Source organism: Hydrogenophaga laconesensis (genome assembly GCF_031457235.1).
GTDB classification, from domain to species: Bacteria; Pseudomonadota; Gammaproteobacteria; order Burkholderiales; family Burkholderiaceae_C; genus Hydrogenophaga; species Hydrogenophaga laconesensis.
The window spans coordinates 137792-154956 of record NZ_JAVDWE010000007.1 but is presented as its reverse complement, the minus strand read 5'-3'; the positions used below and the strand labels follow the sequence as shown (position 1 = coordinate 154956).

The 17165-nt window shown below is 68.1% G+C and carries 16 protein-coding genes; 4 read left to right on the top strand and 12 right to left on the bottom strand.

Going from position 1 to position 17165, the window contains the following annotated elements:
* Nucleotides 1-34: 34 nt before the first annotated feature.
* The 8 genes from J2X09_RS14020 to J2X09_RS13985 form a co-directional block, all read right to left on the bottom strand.
* Nucleotides 35-832, bottom strand: a complete 798-nt coding sequence (locus J2X09_RS14020) for an SDR family oxidoreductase (RefSeq protein ID WP_204734037.1) — start codon at nt 830-832, stop codon at nt 35-37.
* 15 nt (nt 833-847) lie between these two features.
* Complete coding sequence (locus J2X09_RS14015; RefSeq protein WP_204734038.1) at nt 848-1786, bottom strand: DMT family transporter; 939 nt, start codon at nt 1784-1786, stop codon at nt 848-850.
* Between the two features lie 72 nt (nt 1787-1858).
* Nucleotides 1859-3421, bottom strand: coding sequence for a tripartite tricarboxylate transporter permease (locus J2X09_RS14010; protein ID WP_204734144.1), 1563 nt, complete (start codon nt 3419-3421; stop codon nt 1859-1861).
* Between the two features lie 20 nt (nt 3422-3441).
* Nucleotides 3442-3948 carry a tripartite tricarboxylate transporter TctB family protein gene (locus tag J2X09_RS14005; protein WP_204734039.1) on the bottom strand — a complete coding sequence of 169 codons (507 nt, stop codon included), beginning with the start codon at nt 3946-3948 and terminating at the stop codon, nt 3442-3444.
* 25 nt (nt 3949-3973) lie between these two features.
* Nucleotides 3974-5782 (bottom strand): type IV pilus assembly ATPase TfpB, encoded by a 1809-nt coding sequence (tfpB, locus tag J2X09_RS14000; protein ID WP_204734040.1) that lies wholly within the window; start codon nt 5780-5782, stop codon nt 3974-3976.
* 7 nt (nt 5783-5789) lie between these two features.
* Nucleotides 5790-6572, bottom strand: coding sequence for a spermine/spermidine synthase domain-containing protein (locus J2X09_RS13995; protein WP_204734041.1), 783 nt, complete (start codon nt 6570-6572; stop codon nt 5790-5792).
* 106 nt (nt 6573-6678) lie between these two features.
* Entirely contained in the window at nt 6679-7227 is a 549-nt protein-coding gene (locus tag J2X09_RS13990) for a DNA-deoxyinosine glycosylase (protein ID WP_204734042.1), read from the bottom strand.
* Nucleotides 7224-8066, bottom strand: a complete 843-nt coding sequence (locus tag J2X09_RS13985; protein ID WP_204734043.1) for a TatD family hydrolase — start codon at nt 8064-8066, stop codon at nt 7224-7226. The genes J2X09_RS13990 and J2X09_RS13985 overlap by 4 nt, the downstream gene beginning before the upstream one ends.
* 72 nt (nt 8067-8138) lie before the next feature.
* Here J2X09_RS13985 and J2X09_RS13980 point away from each other — a divergent pair, with 72 nt between their 5' ends.
* Entirely contained in the window at nt 8139-8564 is a 426-nt protein-coding gene (locus J2X09_RS13980; RefSeq protein WP_204734044.1) for an META domain-containing protein, read from the top strand.
* Nucleotides 8565-8734: 170 nt separating this feature from the next.
* Here J2X09_RS13980 and lolD read toward each other — a convergent pair whose 3' ends face one another.
* A complete protein-coding gene (lolD, locus tag J2X09_RS13975) occupies nt 8735-9409 on the bottom strand; it encodes a lipoprotein-releasing ABC transporter ATP-binding protein LolD (RefSeq protein WP_204734045.1) in 675 nt (224 codons plus the stop codon).
* Nucleotides 9402-10658, bottom strand: a complete 1257-nt coding sequence (locus tag J2X09_RS13970; protein ID WP_204734046.1) for a lipoprotein-releasing ABC transporter permease subunit — start codon at nt 10656-10658, stop codon at nt 9402-9404. Before J2X09_RS13970 ends, lolD begins: the two co-directional genes overlap by 8 nt.
* Before the next feature lie 39 nt (nt 10659-10697).
* Between J2X09_RS13970 and J2X09_RS13965 the strand changes: the two genes are divergently transcribed.
* Nucleotides 10698-11693: a phosphoglycerate mutase gene (locus tag J2X09_RS13965; RefSeq protein WP_204734047.1), complete on the top strand. Its 996-nt coding sequence runs from the start codon at nt 10698-10700 to the stop codon at nt 11691-11693.
* Nucleotides 11690-13426, top strand: coding sequence for a single-stranded-DNA-specific exonuclease RecJ (recJ, locus tag J2X09_RS13960; RefSeq protein WP_204734048.1), 1737 nt, complete (start codon nt 11690-11692; stop codon nt 13424-13426). Before J2X09_RS13965 ends, recJ begins: the two co-directional genes overlap by 4 nt.
* A 286-nt stretch (nt 13427-13712) precedes the next feature.
* Here the strand turns inward: recJ and J2X09_RS13955 are convergent, their stop codons facing one another.
* Entirely contained in the window at nt 13713-14453 is a 741-nt protein-coding gene (locus J2X09_RS13955) for a LytR/AlgR family response regulator transcription factor (protein WP_204734049.1), read from the bottom strand.
* Between the two features lie 41 nt (nt 14454-14494).
* Nucleotides 14495-15556 (bottom strand): sensor histidine kinase, encoded by a 1062-nt coding sequence (locus J2X09_RS13950; RefSeq protein ID WP_204734050.1) that lies wholly within the window; start codon nt 15554-15556, stop codon nt 14495-14497.
* A 143-nt stretch (nt 15557-15699) separates the two neighbouring features.
* On the opposite strand from J2X09_RS13950, the gene argH reads away from it, so the two are divergent.
* Complete coding sequence (gene argH / locus J2X09_RS13945) at nt 15700-17151, top strand: argininosuccinate lyase (protein ID WP_204734051.1); 1452 nt, start codon at nt 15700-15702, stop codon at nt 17149-17151.
* Nucleotides 17152-17165: the final 14 nt, after the last annotated feature.

Here is a 17165-nt window from a genome sequence, read left to right as displayed (position 1 = left end):
CACACGGCGCACTTCCTCAGTGCGCCCCGCTTTCTCAGAACGTGCCGGCGTAGGCACCGCCATCGGCCAGCACGTTCTGGCCTGTCATGTAGCCCGCGTGAACGCTGCACAGAAAGGCGCAGATGGCACCGAACTCCTCCGGGTTCCCGAAGCGCCGCGCCGGCACGCCCTTGCGGCGGCTGTCGGCCACCGCTTCCACCGTCTGCCCGGCCTTTTGCGCGAGGCTGCCCAGCGTGGTGCGCAGGCGCTCGGTCTCGAAGGCTCCGGGCAACAGGTTGTTGATGGTCACGCCACGCGCGGCGATATCGCTGCGCGCCAGACCGGCCACGAAACCGGTGAGCCCGGTGCGCGCACCATTGGAAAGGCCGAGGATGCCGATGGGTGCCTTCACCGCGCCAGAGGTGATATTGACGATGCGGCCGAAGCCACGCTCGGCCATACCGTCCACCACCGCCTTGATGAGCTCGATCGGGGTGAGCATGTTAGCGTCCAGCGCCTTGATCCAGTCCTCGCGTTCCCAGGCACGGAAATCGCCTGGGGGCGGACCACCCGCGTTGTTGACCAGGATGTCGAACGCCGTGCCCGGACCACCCGCCACCGAGAGCGCCGCCGCACGGCCTTGGGGGGTGATGATGTCCGCCGCCACGCCGAGCACGCTCACGCCGGGTGCACTGGTGCGCAGCGCGTTCACCGCGGCGTCGAGGTCGGGCGCGCCCCGTGCGACAAGCACCACGTTCACGCCCTCGGCCACCAGCGCCTGGGCGCAGCCCAGCCCCAAGCCCTTGCTCGCACCGCACACCAGTGCCCATTTGCCTTTGATGCCCAGATCCATGTTTCTCTCCGTGGGTTAATTTTTCGGCACCGTGCCGAAGCGCGTCACCAGGAAGACACCGCCAAGCACGAGCACGGTGCCCGCAACGATCCAGCGGTTGAAGGGTTCGTCGAGGATCAGCACGCCCATCACGATGGTGGACATCGGGCCGATCATCCCGGTCTGTGCGGTCAGGCCGGCGCCCACGCGCTCGATCGCCATCATCACCATCATCACCGGCGCGAACGTGCACAACGTGGCGTTCAGCAGCGAGAGCCAGATCACCTCGGGCGCCACCGCCGCCGCGCTCATCGGGCGCAGCAGAACGAATTGCAGCAGGCACAGCAGGCACGCCACGCTGGTGGCCAGACCCACCAGCCGCATGGAGCCCAGCCGCTTCACGAGCTCGCCGCTGTACACGAGGTAGATCGCGTAGCTGATGGCACTGGCGAACACCAGCGCGGCGCCGAACGCGGCGTCCGGCCCCTGGAAACCGGCTTCATGACCAAACACCAGCAGCACGCCGGCATAGCTCACCGCCATCGCCACCGCCTGCAGGCCTGTGATGCGGCGCCGGTAGATCACCCAGCCCAGCAACAGCACCAGCGTGGGGTTCAGGTACAGGATGAGGCGCTCCAGGCTCGCGCTGATGTACTGCAGACCCCAGAAGTCGAGAAAGCTCGCAAGGTAGTAGCCGGTGATACCCAGGCCGACAACGCCGAGCCAGTCGCGCTGCGTCAGCGGTGCAGGCCTCTCGCCGCCAGGCCGATGGCTCGCCCACCACGCCAGCGCGAGAAACAGGGGCAGCGCAAACAGCATGCGGTACATGATCAGCGTGACCGCGTCGACCCCATACCGGTACGCCAGCTTGACGATGATGGCCTTGCCGCTGAAGGCGATCGAGCCCGCACTGGCGAGCAGCAGACCGCTGGCGAGATGGGAGGCGTGGGAGGGGGAAGCAGGCGCGGCAGGCATCCGGGCGATTATCCGGGCCGTGCGAAGGGCATGCGAGGCCAGGGGCTTCGTCTTTGGCGATGCCAGACCCCGTCAACGGCCACCACGGCGGCGCGGTTGCAGCACCACGACCAGCAGCAGCAGGATGGCCACCATCAACAACAGCGCCGACACCGGCCGCTCGATGAACACGAACCAGTTGCCCCGCGCAAGCTGCAGCGCACGGCGCAGTTGCTCTTCCAGGCCAGGCGCCAGCACGAAGCCCAGCAGCAAGGCCACGCCTTCACAGCCCAGGCGCTGCAACAGGAAACCCAGCAGCCCCAGCCCCATGACCAGCCAGACGCCCCAGCCATGCGGCCCGAGCGCGAGCGCCCCCAGGCCAGCCGCCACCAGCAACCCAGCGAGCAATGCGCGGCGCGGCAGGCGCAGCACACTCAGCATCGCCGGTACCCACCAGCGGCCCAGTGGCAGATTGAGCGCGAGCAACAACAGGTTGCCGACCCACATGGACACCAGCAGCCCCCAGAACAGCTGAGGCTGCACCACCATCACCGACGGGCCAGGCTCGATCGCATGCAGGCCGAGCGCGCCGAGCAGCAGCGCCATGATCGTGTTGGGCGGCAGGCCCAATGCCAGCATCGGCAGGTAGGCGGTCTGCGCGCCAGCGTTGTTCGCCGCCTCGGGCGCGGCCACGCCGCGCAGATTGCCCTGACCCAGCGCGGGCTCACGGTGGCGCGAGACCACCGCCTCCAGGCGGTAGGCCGCCAGCGACGACAACAGCGCCCCACCGCCGGGCAGCACGCCGAGCACCACCCCCAGCCCAGTGCCACGCAGCAGCGCAGGCAGGGCATCCTTGAGTTCGTCGCGGGTGGGCCGCGTGTCGAGGCCCACGCCGTCCGAGGGAGCTCGAGGTGACTCTTGCACCGGCGCACCGGGAGCGAGCGCGGACAGTCCCGCCAGCTCGGCCGCCACCGGCGCCACCACAAAGAATCCCAGCGCCAGCGCGATGAAGCCCACGCCCTCGGTCAGCCCCTGCTGCCGGCCCATCCAGGGTTCCAGCGCCTCGGGCACGAACCGCGCGGTGCCGGTGTGGACGTCCCAGCCCACAAGACCCAGCAACAGGCCCAGCACCGCCATCGCCAGCGCCTTGAGGAAGGAGCCTGACGCAAGCACCGTCGCTCCGACCAGCCCCACCACCAGCAACAGGAAGCGTTCGGCCGCACCAAACTGCAAACCCAGCGACACCACGCCCGGTGCCAGCAACACCACCAGGGCGATCGCCAGGCAGCCCGCGACGAACGAACTGAGGGTGGCCACCGAGAGCGCCACGCCTGCGCGGTTCTGCCGTGCCAGCGGATGACCGTCCAGACTGGTCATGACCGATGAAGCCTCACCCGGCTGGTCGAGCACGATGGCCGGCACGGAGCCACCGTACTGCGCGCCGTAGTAGACCCCCGCGAGCACCAGCAGCGCCGACAACGAAGAAAGCCCCAGGGTGGCCGGCAGCAGCAACGCGATGGCCGCCACCGGACCAAGGCCGGGCAACACGCCGAATACGCTGCCCACCACCACGCCCAGTGCCACCAGACCGAGCGCCTGCCAGCTGCCCACCGCAGCCAGCCCCTGCGCCAGCGAATCCCACCAGGAGAACTCCATGTCTTCGTGCCCGTCCGTCTTCAGCGCATGGAGCGCGTAGGCCACAGCGGCACATCCAGCCCCAGCGGGCCGATCCACAGGATGCACACCACCGCCACCAGCGCAATGGCCCACAGCCACACGCGCTGACGGGAGCCGCCCTTGTCACCGGACACCACCGCCAGCACGAGGCCCACCAGCCCCACCGCAAGGCCAAGCGTGGGCCAGCGGGTGAACCATCCACCCACCCACGGCCACTGGGCCGGGCCGCTGCACAGCGCGAACCAGAACAGACCCCCAAGCACACGCAGCAACGGGCCCAGGCCCCAGTGGCGCACACGCCCGCCGCCCACGGCTTCGAAAGTCAGCGCCTTGAAAAGAATGAGCACGCCCAGCAGACCCAGCAACAGGCCGAGCAGCAGCGGCACATAGCCAGGGCCCATGTCGGCGGCCGAGCCCAGCGCGTGGCGCGTGGCGGCCCAGCCGAAACCGATGCCCAGCGCCAGGAACAGCAGGCCGGCCAGAAAATCCTGCAGGTTCTTGATCATGGATCGCTGCGGCGGGGTGCGGGATTCACTGCACGGGCGGCGTGCAGGAGAGCACCTCGTCCATGGTCGTCAGGCCTTCGGCCACGCGCGCCGCGCCACCCAGACGCAACGGACGCATGCCGTCCTGCACGGCCTGCCTGCGCAAGGCATCCAGCACGGGCTCCCGGCTGACCTTGTCCTTGAACGCCTCGGTAACCACCAGCAGCTCGTACAAGCCCATGCGACCGCGGAAGCCCGTCATGCGGCAGTCCACACAGCCAACCGGCTGGTAAGGCCGGTAGCTGCCACTGACCTGCCAGGGCTTCACCAGTTCCGTGAGCGATGCGCGCGATGCCGCCACCTGTTCCTTGTCCTGCGGCTTGCGGCAGGCCGGACACAGCGTGCGCACCAGGCGCTGCGCAAGCACGCCCAGCACGGTGGCGTTGATCAGGTAGGGCGGGATGCCCAGCTCCATCAGCCGCATGACCGCCGACGGCGCGTCGTTGGTGTGCAGCGTGGTGAACACGAGGTGGCCCGTGAGCGCGGCCTGCACCGCCATCTCGGCGGTGGCCAGGTCGCGCACCTCGCCCACCATGATGATGTCGGGGTCCTGCCGCATCAGGGAACGCAGCCCCTGCGCGAAATCGAGGTCGAGGTGCGGCTGCACCTGTGTCTGGTTGAAGGCCGGCTCGATCATCTCGATCGGGTCTTCCACCGTGCTCACATTCACCTCTTCCGTGGCCAGCCGCTTGAGCGTGGCGTAGAGCGTGGTCGTCTTGCCCGAACCAGTGGGGCCGGTGACCAGCACGATGCCATGCGGGTGCCGCGTCAGCGCCTCCCAGCGCTGCGCGTCGTGCGGTGGAAAGCCCAGCGCACCGAGATCCTTGACGGTCGATTCGGGATCGAAGATGCGCATCACCAGCTTTTCACCGAATGCGGTGGGCAGCGTGGACAGGCGCATCTCCACTTCGTCGCCCCTCGCGCCACCCACGCCAGGCCGCAGCGTCTTGATGCGACCATCCTGTGGGCGCCGGCGTTCGACCACGTCCATGCGGCCCAGCAGCTTGATGCGCGCGGTCATGGCGTTCATCACACCGATGGGCATCTGGTACACCGGGTGCAGCACGCCATCGATGCGAAAGCGGATCACCCCCTGATCACGCCGGGGCTCGAGGTGGATGTCGCTCGCACGCTGGTCGAAGGCGTATTGCCAGAGCCAGTCCACCACCTGCACCACACCCTGGTCGTTGGCGTCGAGCTGCTTGTTGGACTTGCCCAGCTCCACCAGCTGCTCGAAGCTGCCGAAACCGCCCTGGCCGCCGCTCTTGCTGGCCGCGCGAACCGACTTGGCCAGCGCGAAGAATTCACCGGTGTAGCTGTTGATGGACTGCGGGCTGGAAAGCACCAGGCGAACGCTGCGCCGCGTCTGTCGTTCCACTTCGGGCACCCAGTCGCGGATGTAGGGCTCGGCCGTGGCCACCACGACCTCGGTCGGGCTCACCAGCACCGGCAGCACCTTGTGGCGCTCGGCGTAGGCCGCGCTCATCACGTCGGCCACCTTGCCCACGTCGACCTTCAGCGGATCGATGCGCATGTAGTCGAGCCCGCTGCGCTTCGCGAGCCATTGCGTGAGCGTCTCCACGTCGAGCACATGGCTGTCGGACGCACGCGCCATGCCCACCACCGAGAGCCGTTGCAACGGATGCTGCGAGCTGTGCGCGGATGCGCAGCGAGCAATGGTGCGGTCGGCCTCCTCGCTGGAGATCACCCCGTCCTCGCGCAGCCAGCCCACCAGCGTGCGCCAGTCCAGCGGACCGTCGAATTTCTGCTGCGATGGCGTCTGCGAGGTTTTCATGCGTTGATCAGGATACTGGTTTGAACAGCTTCAGCCACTTCACAGCGGGTAAACCCCAGCGCGCCTGAACCGCTTCGGCGCGCGCCAGCAGGGCCATGCGCGTGGGGCGGTTCGAGGTCCGTTGGGCCAGCACCACGGTGTTGCCCTCCCGCGTAGGCTTGAATGCCCATACCGCGTCGGCACCGAAGGCCGCACAGATGCCTTGCAGCGACCTTTCGTAGCTGGCGTCGCGCCCGAACAGGTTGACGGTCAGGCAACCGTCATCGGTCAGCGCGGTCCGGCAGTCGGCGTAGAAGTCGGGGCTGTCGAGCACCGGCGCGGCGGCCTCGTGGTCGTACAGGTCCACCTGCAACGCATCGTATGCGCCGACGTGGTCCGCGCTCCGGATCTCTTCGCCGGCATCGGCCAGCAACACACGCAGGCGAGGACCATCGGCGGGCAGCTTGAACCACTGCCGGCACACCGCGAGCACCTGGGGGTTGATCTCGATCGCGGTGGTGTCCATGCGCAGCTTCTTGAAGCAGAACTTGGTGAGCGCGGCCGACCCCAGGCCCAGCTGCAGCGCACGACGCCTGGCCACCGAATCGGGCTCGACAAACAGCAGCCAGGCCATCATGCGCTGGACATAGTCGAGCTCGATGTCGAACGGCGCGTCCAGCAGCATCGAGCCCTGAATCCACTCGGTGCCCAGATGCAGGAAGCGCACCTCACTGTCTTCGGAGATGGTCACCTCCGGCAAGGCCTGCGGGGTACGGCGGGCGCGGGCGGCAGCGTTGGCGCCGGCCTTCATGCGAAGGCGCCGTGCATGCGGCACACGGGAAGTCGGATCGGGACGGGCATCGGTTGCAGGTTGGCTTGGAAACAGGTCATTATGGAAGGCGGACGTGACATGCGGCTCAGGCCGCGACACCGTGCCGACGCAGCACCTCGGCCCAGGCTTCCAGCTTGCGGTCGAAGCTCCAGCTCGCGTTGGCCGGGCTGGTGGACGGCAGCTTGTACACCGGCACACCCAGCCGCTCTGTGTGGCGTGCATGCCGGAAGCTTTCACCGCCATTGTGGGCAATCGCCTCCAGCTGCGGGCAGCGCCAGCGCACCACGGAGAAGTCGTTCAGTTCCGCGTTGAGGATATCCGCGTCCAGACTGCCCTCGCGCTCACAGGCGCCGTACACATCCCAGACGCCCAGTCCGCGCTCGCACAGCACGGCCAGGCGGTCCTCGTAGGACATGCCGGTCAGCGGCTGTGCCCACAAGGCACCCAGGATCTTCCAGAAATGGTTCTGCGGATGGCCGTAGTACTGCTGCGCGCGCAGCGACGCCGCACCCGGGAAACTGCCCAGCACCAGCACGCGCGTGTTCGAACTCAGTACCGGCGCCAGGCCTTGCAGGCGGCTCACAGGTGCACCGTCGGTGCGCTTAGGCTTCGTATGGCCCGGCGCGGTGCTCATGCCACCGCCTCCAGTGCCGCGAGCCGCGGCAGCACGGCCAGCGCGTTGGCGGTGGTGGCGTGCATCAGATCGGCCACGGGCATGCCGCGCAAGCCCGCCACCACGGCCCCGATGCGAGGCAGCTCCGCCGGGCTGTTGACAGCCTGCGCACGCCCGGCCTGCCGTTCGGCCGCCGTCACATACAGCCATTGCGGCGGAATGTCAGGCGCGTCGGTTTCCAGCACGAGCGCGGATAGAGGCAATTCGGCGGCCAGGCGCCGCAGCTGCCGCGCTGGCTCGAACGTGCAGGCGCCACCAAAGCCGAGCTTGAAGCCCAGCTCGATGAAAGCCTGCGCCTGCTGTTCGCTGCCATTGAATGCGTGGGCGATACCGGTCACCGGCAACTCGCGCAGGTGTTTGAGCAGCATGTCGGCGCTGCGGCGCACATGCACGATGACCGGCAGGCCGTGCTGGCGTGCCAGCCGGAGCTGCGCCCGGTAGAAGAACGCCTGCCGCTCCCGCATCTCGGGCGTGCACAACTCGGGCACGAAGAAATCCAGGCCGATCTCGCCGACCGCCACCAGGCGGGGATCGTCGCGATGATCGGCGAGCGCGGCGTCCAGCGCCTGCAGATCGTCGTCGGACGCACGGGGCACGCACAGGGGATGGATGCCCAGCGCGTAGGTATCGCCCAGCCGGTGCGCGAGCTCGCGCACGGTGCCGAAGTTGGCTCGCGCCACGGCAGGAATGACGCACAACCCCACGCCCTGGTCGGCCGCGCGCTGGCGCAAGCCGGTCAAGTGCGCGGGCTCTGCGCCAAACTCGGCGGCGTCCAGATGGCAGTGTGTGTCGATCCACATGGCGGTATAACGGCCATTGTGCCGGCAAGTTCGCACCCGCCGGCTGTCCCCCCGACAAGAAAGGAAACCGCCATGTCACACACGTCCCGCCTCGCCTGGCTCGTCGCTCCCGCGCTCATGGCCCTGACCGCCTGTGCCATGCCGGGTGCCCCCGCCCCTGCGCCGCTGGTGGGCAGCGAATGGCTGCTGGAAGACCTGGGAGGGCGCGGCGTGGTCGACCGCGTGCAGGCCACCCTGGCGTTTCCCGAGGCCGGCCGGGTGGCGGGCAACAGCTCGTGCAATCGCTTTTTCGGCTCTTACACCCTGATGCAGGACCGCGTGGCCTTCGGCCAGCTCGGCGGCACGCGCATGGCCTGCGCCGAGGCGGTGAACGACCAGGAGTCGCGCTATCTGGACGCGCTGCAGAAAGCGCAGCGCCTGGAAGTGAGCGGCAAGACCATGCTGATGCACGTGCAGGGGATGGACAAGCCCCTGCGCTTCACGCGCACCAAACCCTGAACCCCCACACCCCACCGCTGCGCGGGTCGCTGCCCCCCGAGGGGGCTGATCCGCCTTGGGAGCGGCCCGGCGGCGGACCGCATCGCCAACCCCCACGCTCCACCGCTGCGCGGGTCGCTGCCCCCCGAGGGGGCTGATCCGCCTTGGGAGCGGCCCGGCGGCGGATCGTCTCAGGTCAGCACACCCGCCGTCAGTCGCAGCACACGGTTGCAGCGTGCAGCCAGGTTTTCGTCGTGGGTGACCACGATGAAGGCCGTTCCCTGATCGCGTGCGAGTTCCAGCATGAGCTGGAACACCGATTCGGCGGTGCTGCGATCCAGGTTGCCGGTGGGTTCGTCGGCCAGCACACAGGCCGGCTGCGTCACCAGCGCACGCGCGATCGCCACGCGCTGACGCTCGCCACCCGACAGCTCGGCCGGGCGGTGGTGCAGGCGCTCGCCCAGCCCCACACGCGTGAGCATCTGTTCGGCCCGCTGCGCGGCCTCGGCGCGTGGCAGGCGGCGAATCCACAGCGGCATGGCCACGTTGTCGCGCGCGCTGAACTCGGGCAGCAGGTGGTGGAACTGGTAGACGAAACCCAGGTACTGGTTGCGCAGGTGGCCCTGCTGCGCGGCGCTCAGGCCGGATAGCGCCTGGCCCATGAGCTGCACGCTGCCGCCACTGGGCGCATCCAGTCCCCCGAGGAGGTGAAGCAGCGTGCTCTTGCCGGAGCCCGACGCACCGACGATGGCGACGGTCTCGCCCGAGCGCACGGTGAGGTCGATGCCCTTGAGCACCGTGACATCGAGCCGGCCTTCGTGAAAGCGCTTGGTGAGGCCCTGGGATTGAAGGACAAGCTCACTCATAGCGCAGGGCCTCGGCGGGATTGACTCGGCTGGCACGCCAGCTCGGGTAGATGGTGGCCAGGAACGCGAGCACGAGAGAAATCACCGCCACCGGCACGATGTCGGTCTGCTGCGGATCGCTGGGCATGCGGCTGATGAGATAGATGTCCTGCGGCAGGAAGCTCGCCCCGAGCAGGCGTTCGAGCGCGGGCACCAGGGTGTCGATGTTGTAGGCCACACCCAGGCCGAGCAGCAGGCCGGCGCCGGTGCCGATCACGCCCACCATGGCGCCCTGCACCATGAACACCCCCATGATGCTGCGCGGGCTCGCGCCCAGGGTGCGCAGGATCGCGATGTCGGCACGCTTGTCGGTCACGGTCATGACCAGCGTGGAGACGAGGTTGAACGCCGCCACCGCCACGATCAGCGTGAGGATGATGAACATCATGCGTTTCTCGAGCTGCACCGCCGCGAACCAGGTGCGGTTCTGGCGCGTCCAGTCGCGCACCAGCAGGCCGGGGTCGAGGTCGGCGGCGATGGACACCGCCACCTCGCGCGCCTCGTGCAGGTTCTTGATCTTCACGCGCACGCCGGTCGGGCCCTCCACGCGGAAGATGCGGGCGGCGTCTTCCTGATGGATCAGCGCGAGCGCCGAGTCGTATTCGAAATGGCCCGAATCGAACGTGCCGACCACCGTCATCTGGCGGATGCGGGGCACCACCCCGGCGGGCGTGACCTGGCCGCTGGGTGCGATCAGCGTCACGCTGTCGCCCGCGATCACGCCCAGGCTGCGCGCCAGCTCGCCACCCAGGATCACGCCGAACTCGCCGGGCACCAGGCGGGGCAGCATGGTGTTGGACAGCTCGGCAGCCAGGTCGGTGACTTTGGGTTCCAGGACAGGGTCGATGCCGCGCACCAGGGCACCCTTCATGTCCTCGCCACGCGCGATCAGCGCCTGCGCGCCAACGAAGGGGGCAGCGCCGACCACTTCCGGGTGGCGTTCGATGCGCGCGATCGTCTCCGCCAGATGGGGAATCGCCTGACCGCTGGGTTCGAACACCTCAATGTGGGAGAGGACGCCCAGCATGCGGTCGCGCACCTCCTTCTGGAAACCGTTCATCACCGAGAGCACGATGATCAACGCGGCCACACCCAGCGCGATGCCCAGCATGGACACGCCCGAGATGAAGGAAATGAAGCCGTTGCGCCGGGTGGCGCGGCCGGCGCGCGTGTAGCGCCAGCCCAGGATGAGTTCGTAAGGTGTTTGCATGGGTTAGAGGGGCATTGTGGCATCCCCGACAATCGCGTCATGCCCGTACCCCCCACGGCCTCCGAGCCCTCCTCGCACCTGCTGGTTCCCTTCGCCAGCGCGAGCGACCCCGCCTGCCGCGCTGCACTGCCCGGTCTGGTGCTGCCGCAGCTCACCGCGCTGCTCGGCGAGTTGATACCGGTCTACACCGACGCGGGCGACGACCACAGCCTGAGCCCGCCGCACGAGCGAGCGCTGGCCCAGGCGATCGGCCTGCTGCGCGCCGACGGCTGCCCGTTTGGCGACGGTCTCATTCCCTGGGCCGCCGCCGAAGGCGCGCAGCCCGACAGGCCCCAGGCCTGGTTCACGCCCTGCCATTTCCAGGTCGGCATGGAACAGGTGACGCTGCTGCCCGGCGATCAGTTGGATCTCGCCGACGGGCACGCGCGCGCGCTTTTCGACGCCCTCGCGCCCTACTGCGCCGAAGACGGCATCGTCCTGAGCTACACCTCGGCCGCGCGCTGGCACGCGCAGGGCGAGCCGCTCCGCGACATCGCCTGCGCCAGCCTGGATCGCGTCGGCGGTCGTTCGGTCGAGGCCTGGATGGCCGAGAGCGCGGCAAACCCCTCGGGCGGCCGCCTGCTCAAGCGCCTGCAGAGCGAGGCACAGATGCTCTTCTATTCGCACCCGGTGCACGACGCACGCGAGGTCGCCCGGCTACACCCGGTGAACGGCTTCTGGGTCAGCGGCGCGGGGGCACTGGGCCATCCCCCGGCCTTGCGGCCACGCCCGACCATGCCCGACGGCCTGCGCCACGCCGCGTTGAAGGCCGACTGGCCGGCATGGCAACGCGCCTGGACCGCACTCGATGCCAACGAGATCGCCCAATGGCGTGCCCGCGCCCGACGCGGCGAGCCGATCACCCTCACCCTGTGCGGCGAACGAACCGCGCAGCGCTTCACCAACGCACCGCAAGGCACGGGCGCACGCCTCGGCCGCATGTTCAAGAACCTGCTCGGCCAGCCCCCGGCCTGGAAGACCCTGGAAACCCTATGAAGATCATCACCCGCGACGTGCCACCCCGCGCCGCCTGGGCTCTGGAACAAAGCGGCCTGCACCCGCTGCTGGCGCGCCTGTTCGCCGCGCGCGGCATCACCAGCAAGGACGAACTCGACGACGCACTCGCGCGTCTGCTGCCCCCGTCCACCCTGCTCGGCGCACAGGACGCCGCACGGGCCCTGGCCGATGCGATGGCCGCGCAGAAATCCATCTGCATCGTGGCCGACTACGACTGCGACGGCGCCACTGCCTGCGCGGTGGGCCTGCGTGGCCTGCGCCTGCTGGGGGCGACGCTGGGCCATGACCGGGTGAACTACCTCGTGCCCGACCGTGTCACCGACGGCTATGGCCTCACCCCCGCCATCGCACGGCGTGTGAAGGCGCAGGGCGCCGATGTGCTGGTGACGGTGGACAACGGCATTGCCAGCGTCGATGGCGTGCGTGCCGCACGTGAACTGGGCCTGGACGTGATCGTGACCGACCACCACTTGCCTGCGCTGGTCAACGAAGAGATCGTGTTGCCGCAGGACTGCATCATCGTCAACCCGAACCAGCCTGGCTGCCCCTTCGAAAGCAAGTCGATCGCTGGCGTTGGCGTGATGTTCTACGTGCTGCTCGCGCTGCGCGCCGAGCTCCGTGAACGGGGCGTGTTCACCCTGCAGAACCAGCCCAAGATCGACACGCTGTTGCCCCTGGTCGCCCTCGGTACGGTGGCCGACGTGGTGCGCCTTGATGCCAACAACCGCCGCCTGGTCGCGCAGGGCCTCAAGCGCGTGCGCCAGGGCGCGATGCCGCCGGGCATGGCTGCGCTCTTCAACGCCGCCGCCCGCAAACCGGCCGCAGCCACCGGATTCGACTTCGGCTTCGCGCTCGGCCCACGGCTGAACGCCGCCGGGCGGCTGGCCGACATGACGCTGGGCATCGAATGCCTGACCACCGACGATGCGCTGCGTGCCGACGAGCTGGCGCGCACGCTCGACGGCATCAACCGCGAGCGCAAGGCGATCGAGGGCGACATGCGCGAGCAGGCGCTGCTCATGGCCGAGGAGATGTTCGATGAATCGGAAGAGCCCCCGCCCGCGCTGGTGGTGTTCGACCCCGACTTTCACGAAGGCGTGGTGGGCATCGTGGCATCAAGGCTGAAGGACAAGCTGCATCGGCCCACGTTCGTGTTCGCCGCGAGCAGCGCAGAAGGCAAGGAGCACGAGCTGAAGGGCTCGGGCCGTTCGATCGCGGGCTTCCATCTGCGCGATGCGCTGGACCTGGTGGCCAAGCGGCATCCGGGGGTGTTGCTGCGCTTTGGCGGCCACGCGATGGCGGCGGGCTGCACCATCGATGAGGAGCATCTCGACACCTTTGAAGCCGCGTTGCAGCAGGTGGCGCACGAATGGCTGGACGCCGCCACGCTGCAGCGGCGCATGGAAGCCGATGGACCATTGGACACGAAGTACCGCCGCGCGGATCTGGTGGACACGCTGCACCAGGAGGTCTGGGGTCAGGGGTTTGCGCCGCCGGTGTTCTGTGAGGAGGTGCAGGTGGTGTCTCAGCGGCTGGTGGGCGAGAAGCACCTGGCGCTGAAGCTCAAGCACCAGGGCGAGCCGGTGGATGGCATCTGGTTCGGCCACACGGAGCCGCTGCCGGAGCGGGTGAAGATTGCCTTCCGGCTGGATGCGGATGAGTGGCAGGGGCAGCGGCGGGTCCGGTTTCTTGTTGAGGCTGCGGAGGTTTGACTGGCGGGGAACCTCGCGGGCTCCGGGGTGCGGGCGCTCTGCTCCGCGAATGTCCCCCGGGGGCGGGAGGCCGCCTCCTCCTTTTATTTCGCTGCGCAGAACGCCCGCACCCCGGAGCCTGAGACACCTGGGCTGCAGCCATACCGCGTGCAAGGTAGGTGGTCGACGGCCGGGGTGATTGCCGCAGCGGCATAAAAGGAGGAGAACCGGCGAAGCCGGTTCGGGGGACAGCCGCGGAGGCGATCACCCCGGCCGTCAACCACCGGAGCAACGCCAATGGAGGCAATCAGCTCATCAGCGCTTCACGAACCGCCGCCAGCTGACGACGAGACACCGCCAGCCGTTCATCGACGCCATCGAGCCGCACCATCCAGCCCTCACCCTCGACCGGATCGTTGTGCTTCTCCACCGCCCGCACCGCGCGGCGCGACACCAGGGCATTGCGGTGCACCCGCACGAACAGATGGGCGTAACGCTGCTCCAGATCGCTCAGCGCCCCATCGAAGATGTGCTCCTTGTCCGCCGTGCGCACCGTGATGTACTTCAATTCGGCCTTCAGATAGATCACATCGGCCAGCGCCACCCGCTCGCTGCGACCGCGCTCCTGGATGATCAGGCTCTCAGGCAGGCCCGCATCCTGCGCCCCCTCGCCCGCGCTGCGCTGGCGCACCACCTTCTGCAGCGCCTGTTGCAGGCGCTCGCGCCGCACCGGCTTGGTGAGGTAATCGATCGCCTCCAGCTCGAAAGCATGTACCGCGTGCTCGGCATGCGCCGTGACGAACACGATCGCCGGCGGCGTGGCCATCTGACGCAAGGTGTTCGCCAGCGAGATCCCATCCACGCCCGGCATGTGGATGTCCAGCATCACCAGATCGCAGCCCGTGCGCTGGATCTGCTCCATCGCCTGCACCGCATTCGACGCCTCACCCACCACATCGGCCCGTGGCTCGGTGCACTCGCCCAACAGTGTGCGCATGCGCGAACGCGCCAGCGCTTCATCGTCAACGATCAGTACCTTCAATGCCATGTCACGCTCCGTTGCCAGATCGGGTTCGCTTCAAACCCCGCTTATACCGGTATTTCAAGTCTTACCTGAAACACGCCATTCACCAAGGCGCTCTGAAAACGTCCCTGCACGTCGTGCAGCAGCGTCAGGCGCTGCCTCACATTGTCCAGCGCCAGCCCGTTGCCGGGCTTGCCGCTGCCCGCGGGCACCGTGTTGGTGACCTTGATCACCACCACACTGCCACGACGCTGCGTGCTGATGCGAACCACCGCCCCACTGGCGCTCGGCTCCACCCCGTGCTTCACCGCATTCTCCACCAGCGGCTGCAGGATCAGCGGGGGCAGTTTCGCTTTCGAGGCCGAATCGTCCACGCTCCACTCCACCCGCAACCGGTCGCCGAACCGCACCTGCTCGATCGCCAGGTAGTGTTCGGCCAGCTCCAGCTCCTGCCACAGCGGCACAGCTTCCTTCGGATCGGCCAGCGCATGCCGGAACAGTTCGCTGAGATCCTCTAGCAAGTTCTCTGCCTTGGCCGGCTCCTCGCGCACCAGCGCGATCGCGCTATTGAGGGTGTTGAACAGGAAGTGCGGGCGAATGCGCGCCTGCAGCTCCGCCAGCCGCGCCGTGGTGCCTGCGGGCCCGCGCGCCTTGGAGCGCCACATGAGCGCCGCCACCAGCACCCCCGACACCAGGGCACCCGATGCCGCGCTGGCCAGCCAGGGGGAGGGAGCGGCCAGTCCCATCCAGACCAGCAGGGCACAACCGTAGAGGCCCGACAGCGCGCCAAAACCGATCGCGGCGCCCCATTGCCCCGGGATCGGCAGCAGGCCCAGCTGGCGCTTGAGGCCACACACCGTGAGCAGCCAGGCCAGCACGGCGGGCAACGCGGCACCCGTGTAGATCGCCATCTGTGTCACCCAGACGAGGAAGGTCTGGGCACCAAAAAGAGCGGCCACCGCGACGATGGCCTGCACGAACAGCACCGCGCGCAGCACCGTGCCGACCTGGCAGGTGTCGAACACCTGCACCCTCACACGCATGTGCTCGGGCATCTCATCGATCGGGCGCGCGCCGGCCGCATGCGCCAGTTCCTGGAAGCTCGATAAAATTCTGGAATCTTTCATGGGATGCAATCCGCCTTCGGGTCGGCCCCATGAGGGCCTCAACAGAGGTCTGCAGCGCCGCAACCGGCCCGGGCCTCCCGCCCCAAGCCCATCCCCGGCGCACGTCCGTCCCTTCCATTTTCCTTCCAGCCGCTGGCAACACCATGTCCACCAACCAACTCGACAAGAAATCCGAAGCCTGGTCCGCCCTATTCTCGGAGCCGATGAGCGAGTTGGTCAAGCGCTACACGGCCAGCGTCTTCTTCGACAAACGCCTCTGGCAGGCCGACATCACCGGCAGCCTCGCCCACGCGGAAATGCTGGCGCACCAGGGCATCATCGCCGCCGCCGACCACGAGGCCATCCAGCGCGGCATGGCCCGGATCACCGAAGAGATCGAGTCCGGCCAGTTCGAGTGGAAGCTCGACCTCGAGGACGTGCACCTGAACATCGAGGCGCGCCTGACCCAGCTGGTGGGCGATGCGGGCAAGCGTCTTCATACCGGCCGCAGCCGCAACGACCAGGTTGCCACCGACGTGCGGCTTTGGCTGCGCAGCGAGATCGACCTGATCGTGCCGCTGCTCAACGAACTGCAGATCGCACTGGTGGAGGTGGCGGAGAAGAACGTGGACGTGATCCTGCCCGGCTTCACGCACCTGCAGGTGGCACAACCCGTGAGCTTCGCGCACCACCTCTTGGCGTATGTGGAAATGTTCTCGCGTGACGCCGAGCGGTTCGCCGACGTGCGCCGCCGCACCAACCGCCTGCCTCTGGGCAGCGCCGCGCTGGCCGGCACCACCTACCCGCTGGACCGCGAACGGGTGGCGCGCACCCTGGGCATGGTGGACGAGCGCGGTGAGCCGCTGGTGTGCCAGAACAGCCTGGACGGCGTGAGCGACCGGGATTTCGCCATCGAATTCACCGCCGCGGCCAGCCTCTGCATGGTGCACGTGAGCCGTTTCAGCGAGGAGCTGATCCTCTGGATGAGCCAGAACTTCGGTTTCGTGAAGATCGCCGACCGCTTCACGACCGGCTCGTCGATCATGCCGCAGAAGAAGAACCCCGATGTGCCCGAACTCGCGCGCGGCAAGACCGGCCGCGTGGTCGGCCATCTCATGGGTTTGATCACACTCATGAAGGGACAGCCGCTGGCGTACAACAAGGACAACCAGGAAGACAAGGAACCGCTGTTCGACACCGTGGACACGCTCAAGGACACGTTGCGCATCTTCGGCGAGATGGTGGGCGGCCAGACGAATCCGGCCACCGGCGCCAAGGAAGGCGGCATCACGGTGAACGCCATTGCGATGGAAGAAGCGGCCAAGAAGGGCTACGCCACGGCCACCGACCTGGCCGACTACCTGGTGAAGAAGGGCCTGCCGTTCCGCGACGCGCACGAAACCGTGGCGCATGCCGTCAAGGCTGCCGTGTCGCACAACTGCGACCTGTCGGAATTGCCGTTGGCGGTGCTGCAGGGCTTCAATGCGTCGATCGAGAAAGACGTGTACGAATGCCTGAGCCTGCGCGGCAGCCTGGAGGCGCGCAACACCCTGGGCGGCACCGCGCCGGCGCAGGTGCGTGCACAGATCGCACGCCACCGCAAGCGCCTGGGCTGAGCACCACCGGCCCG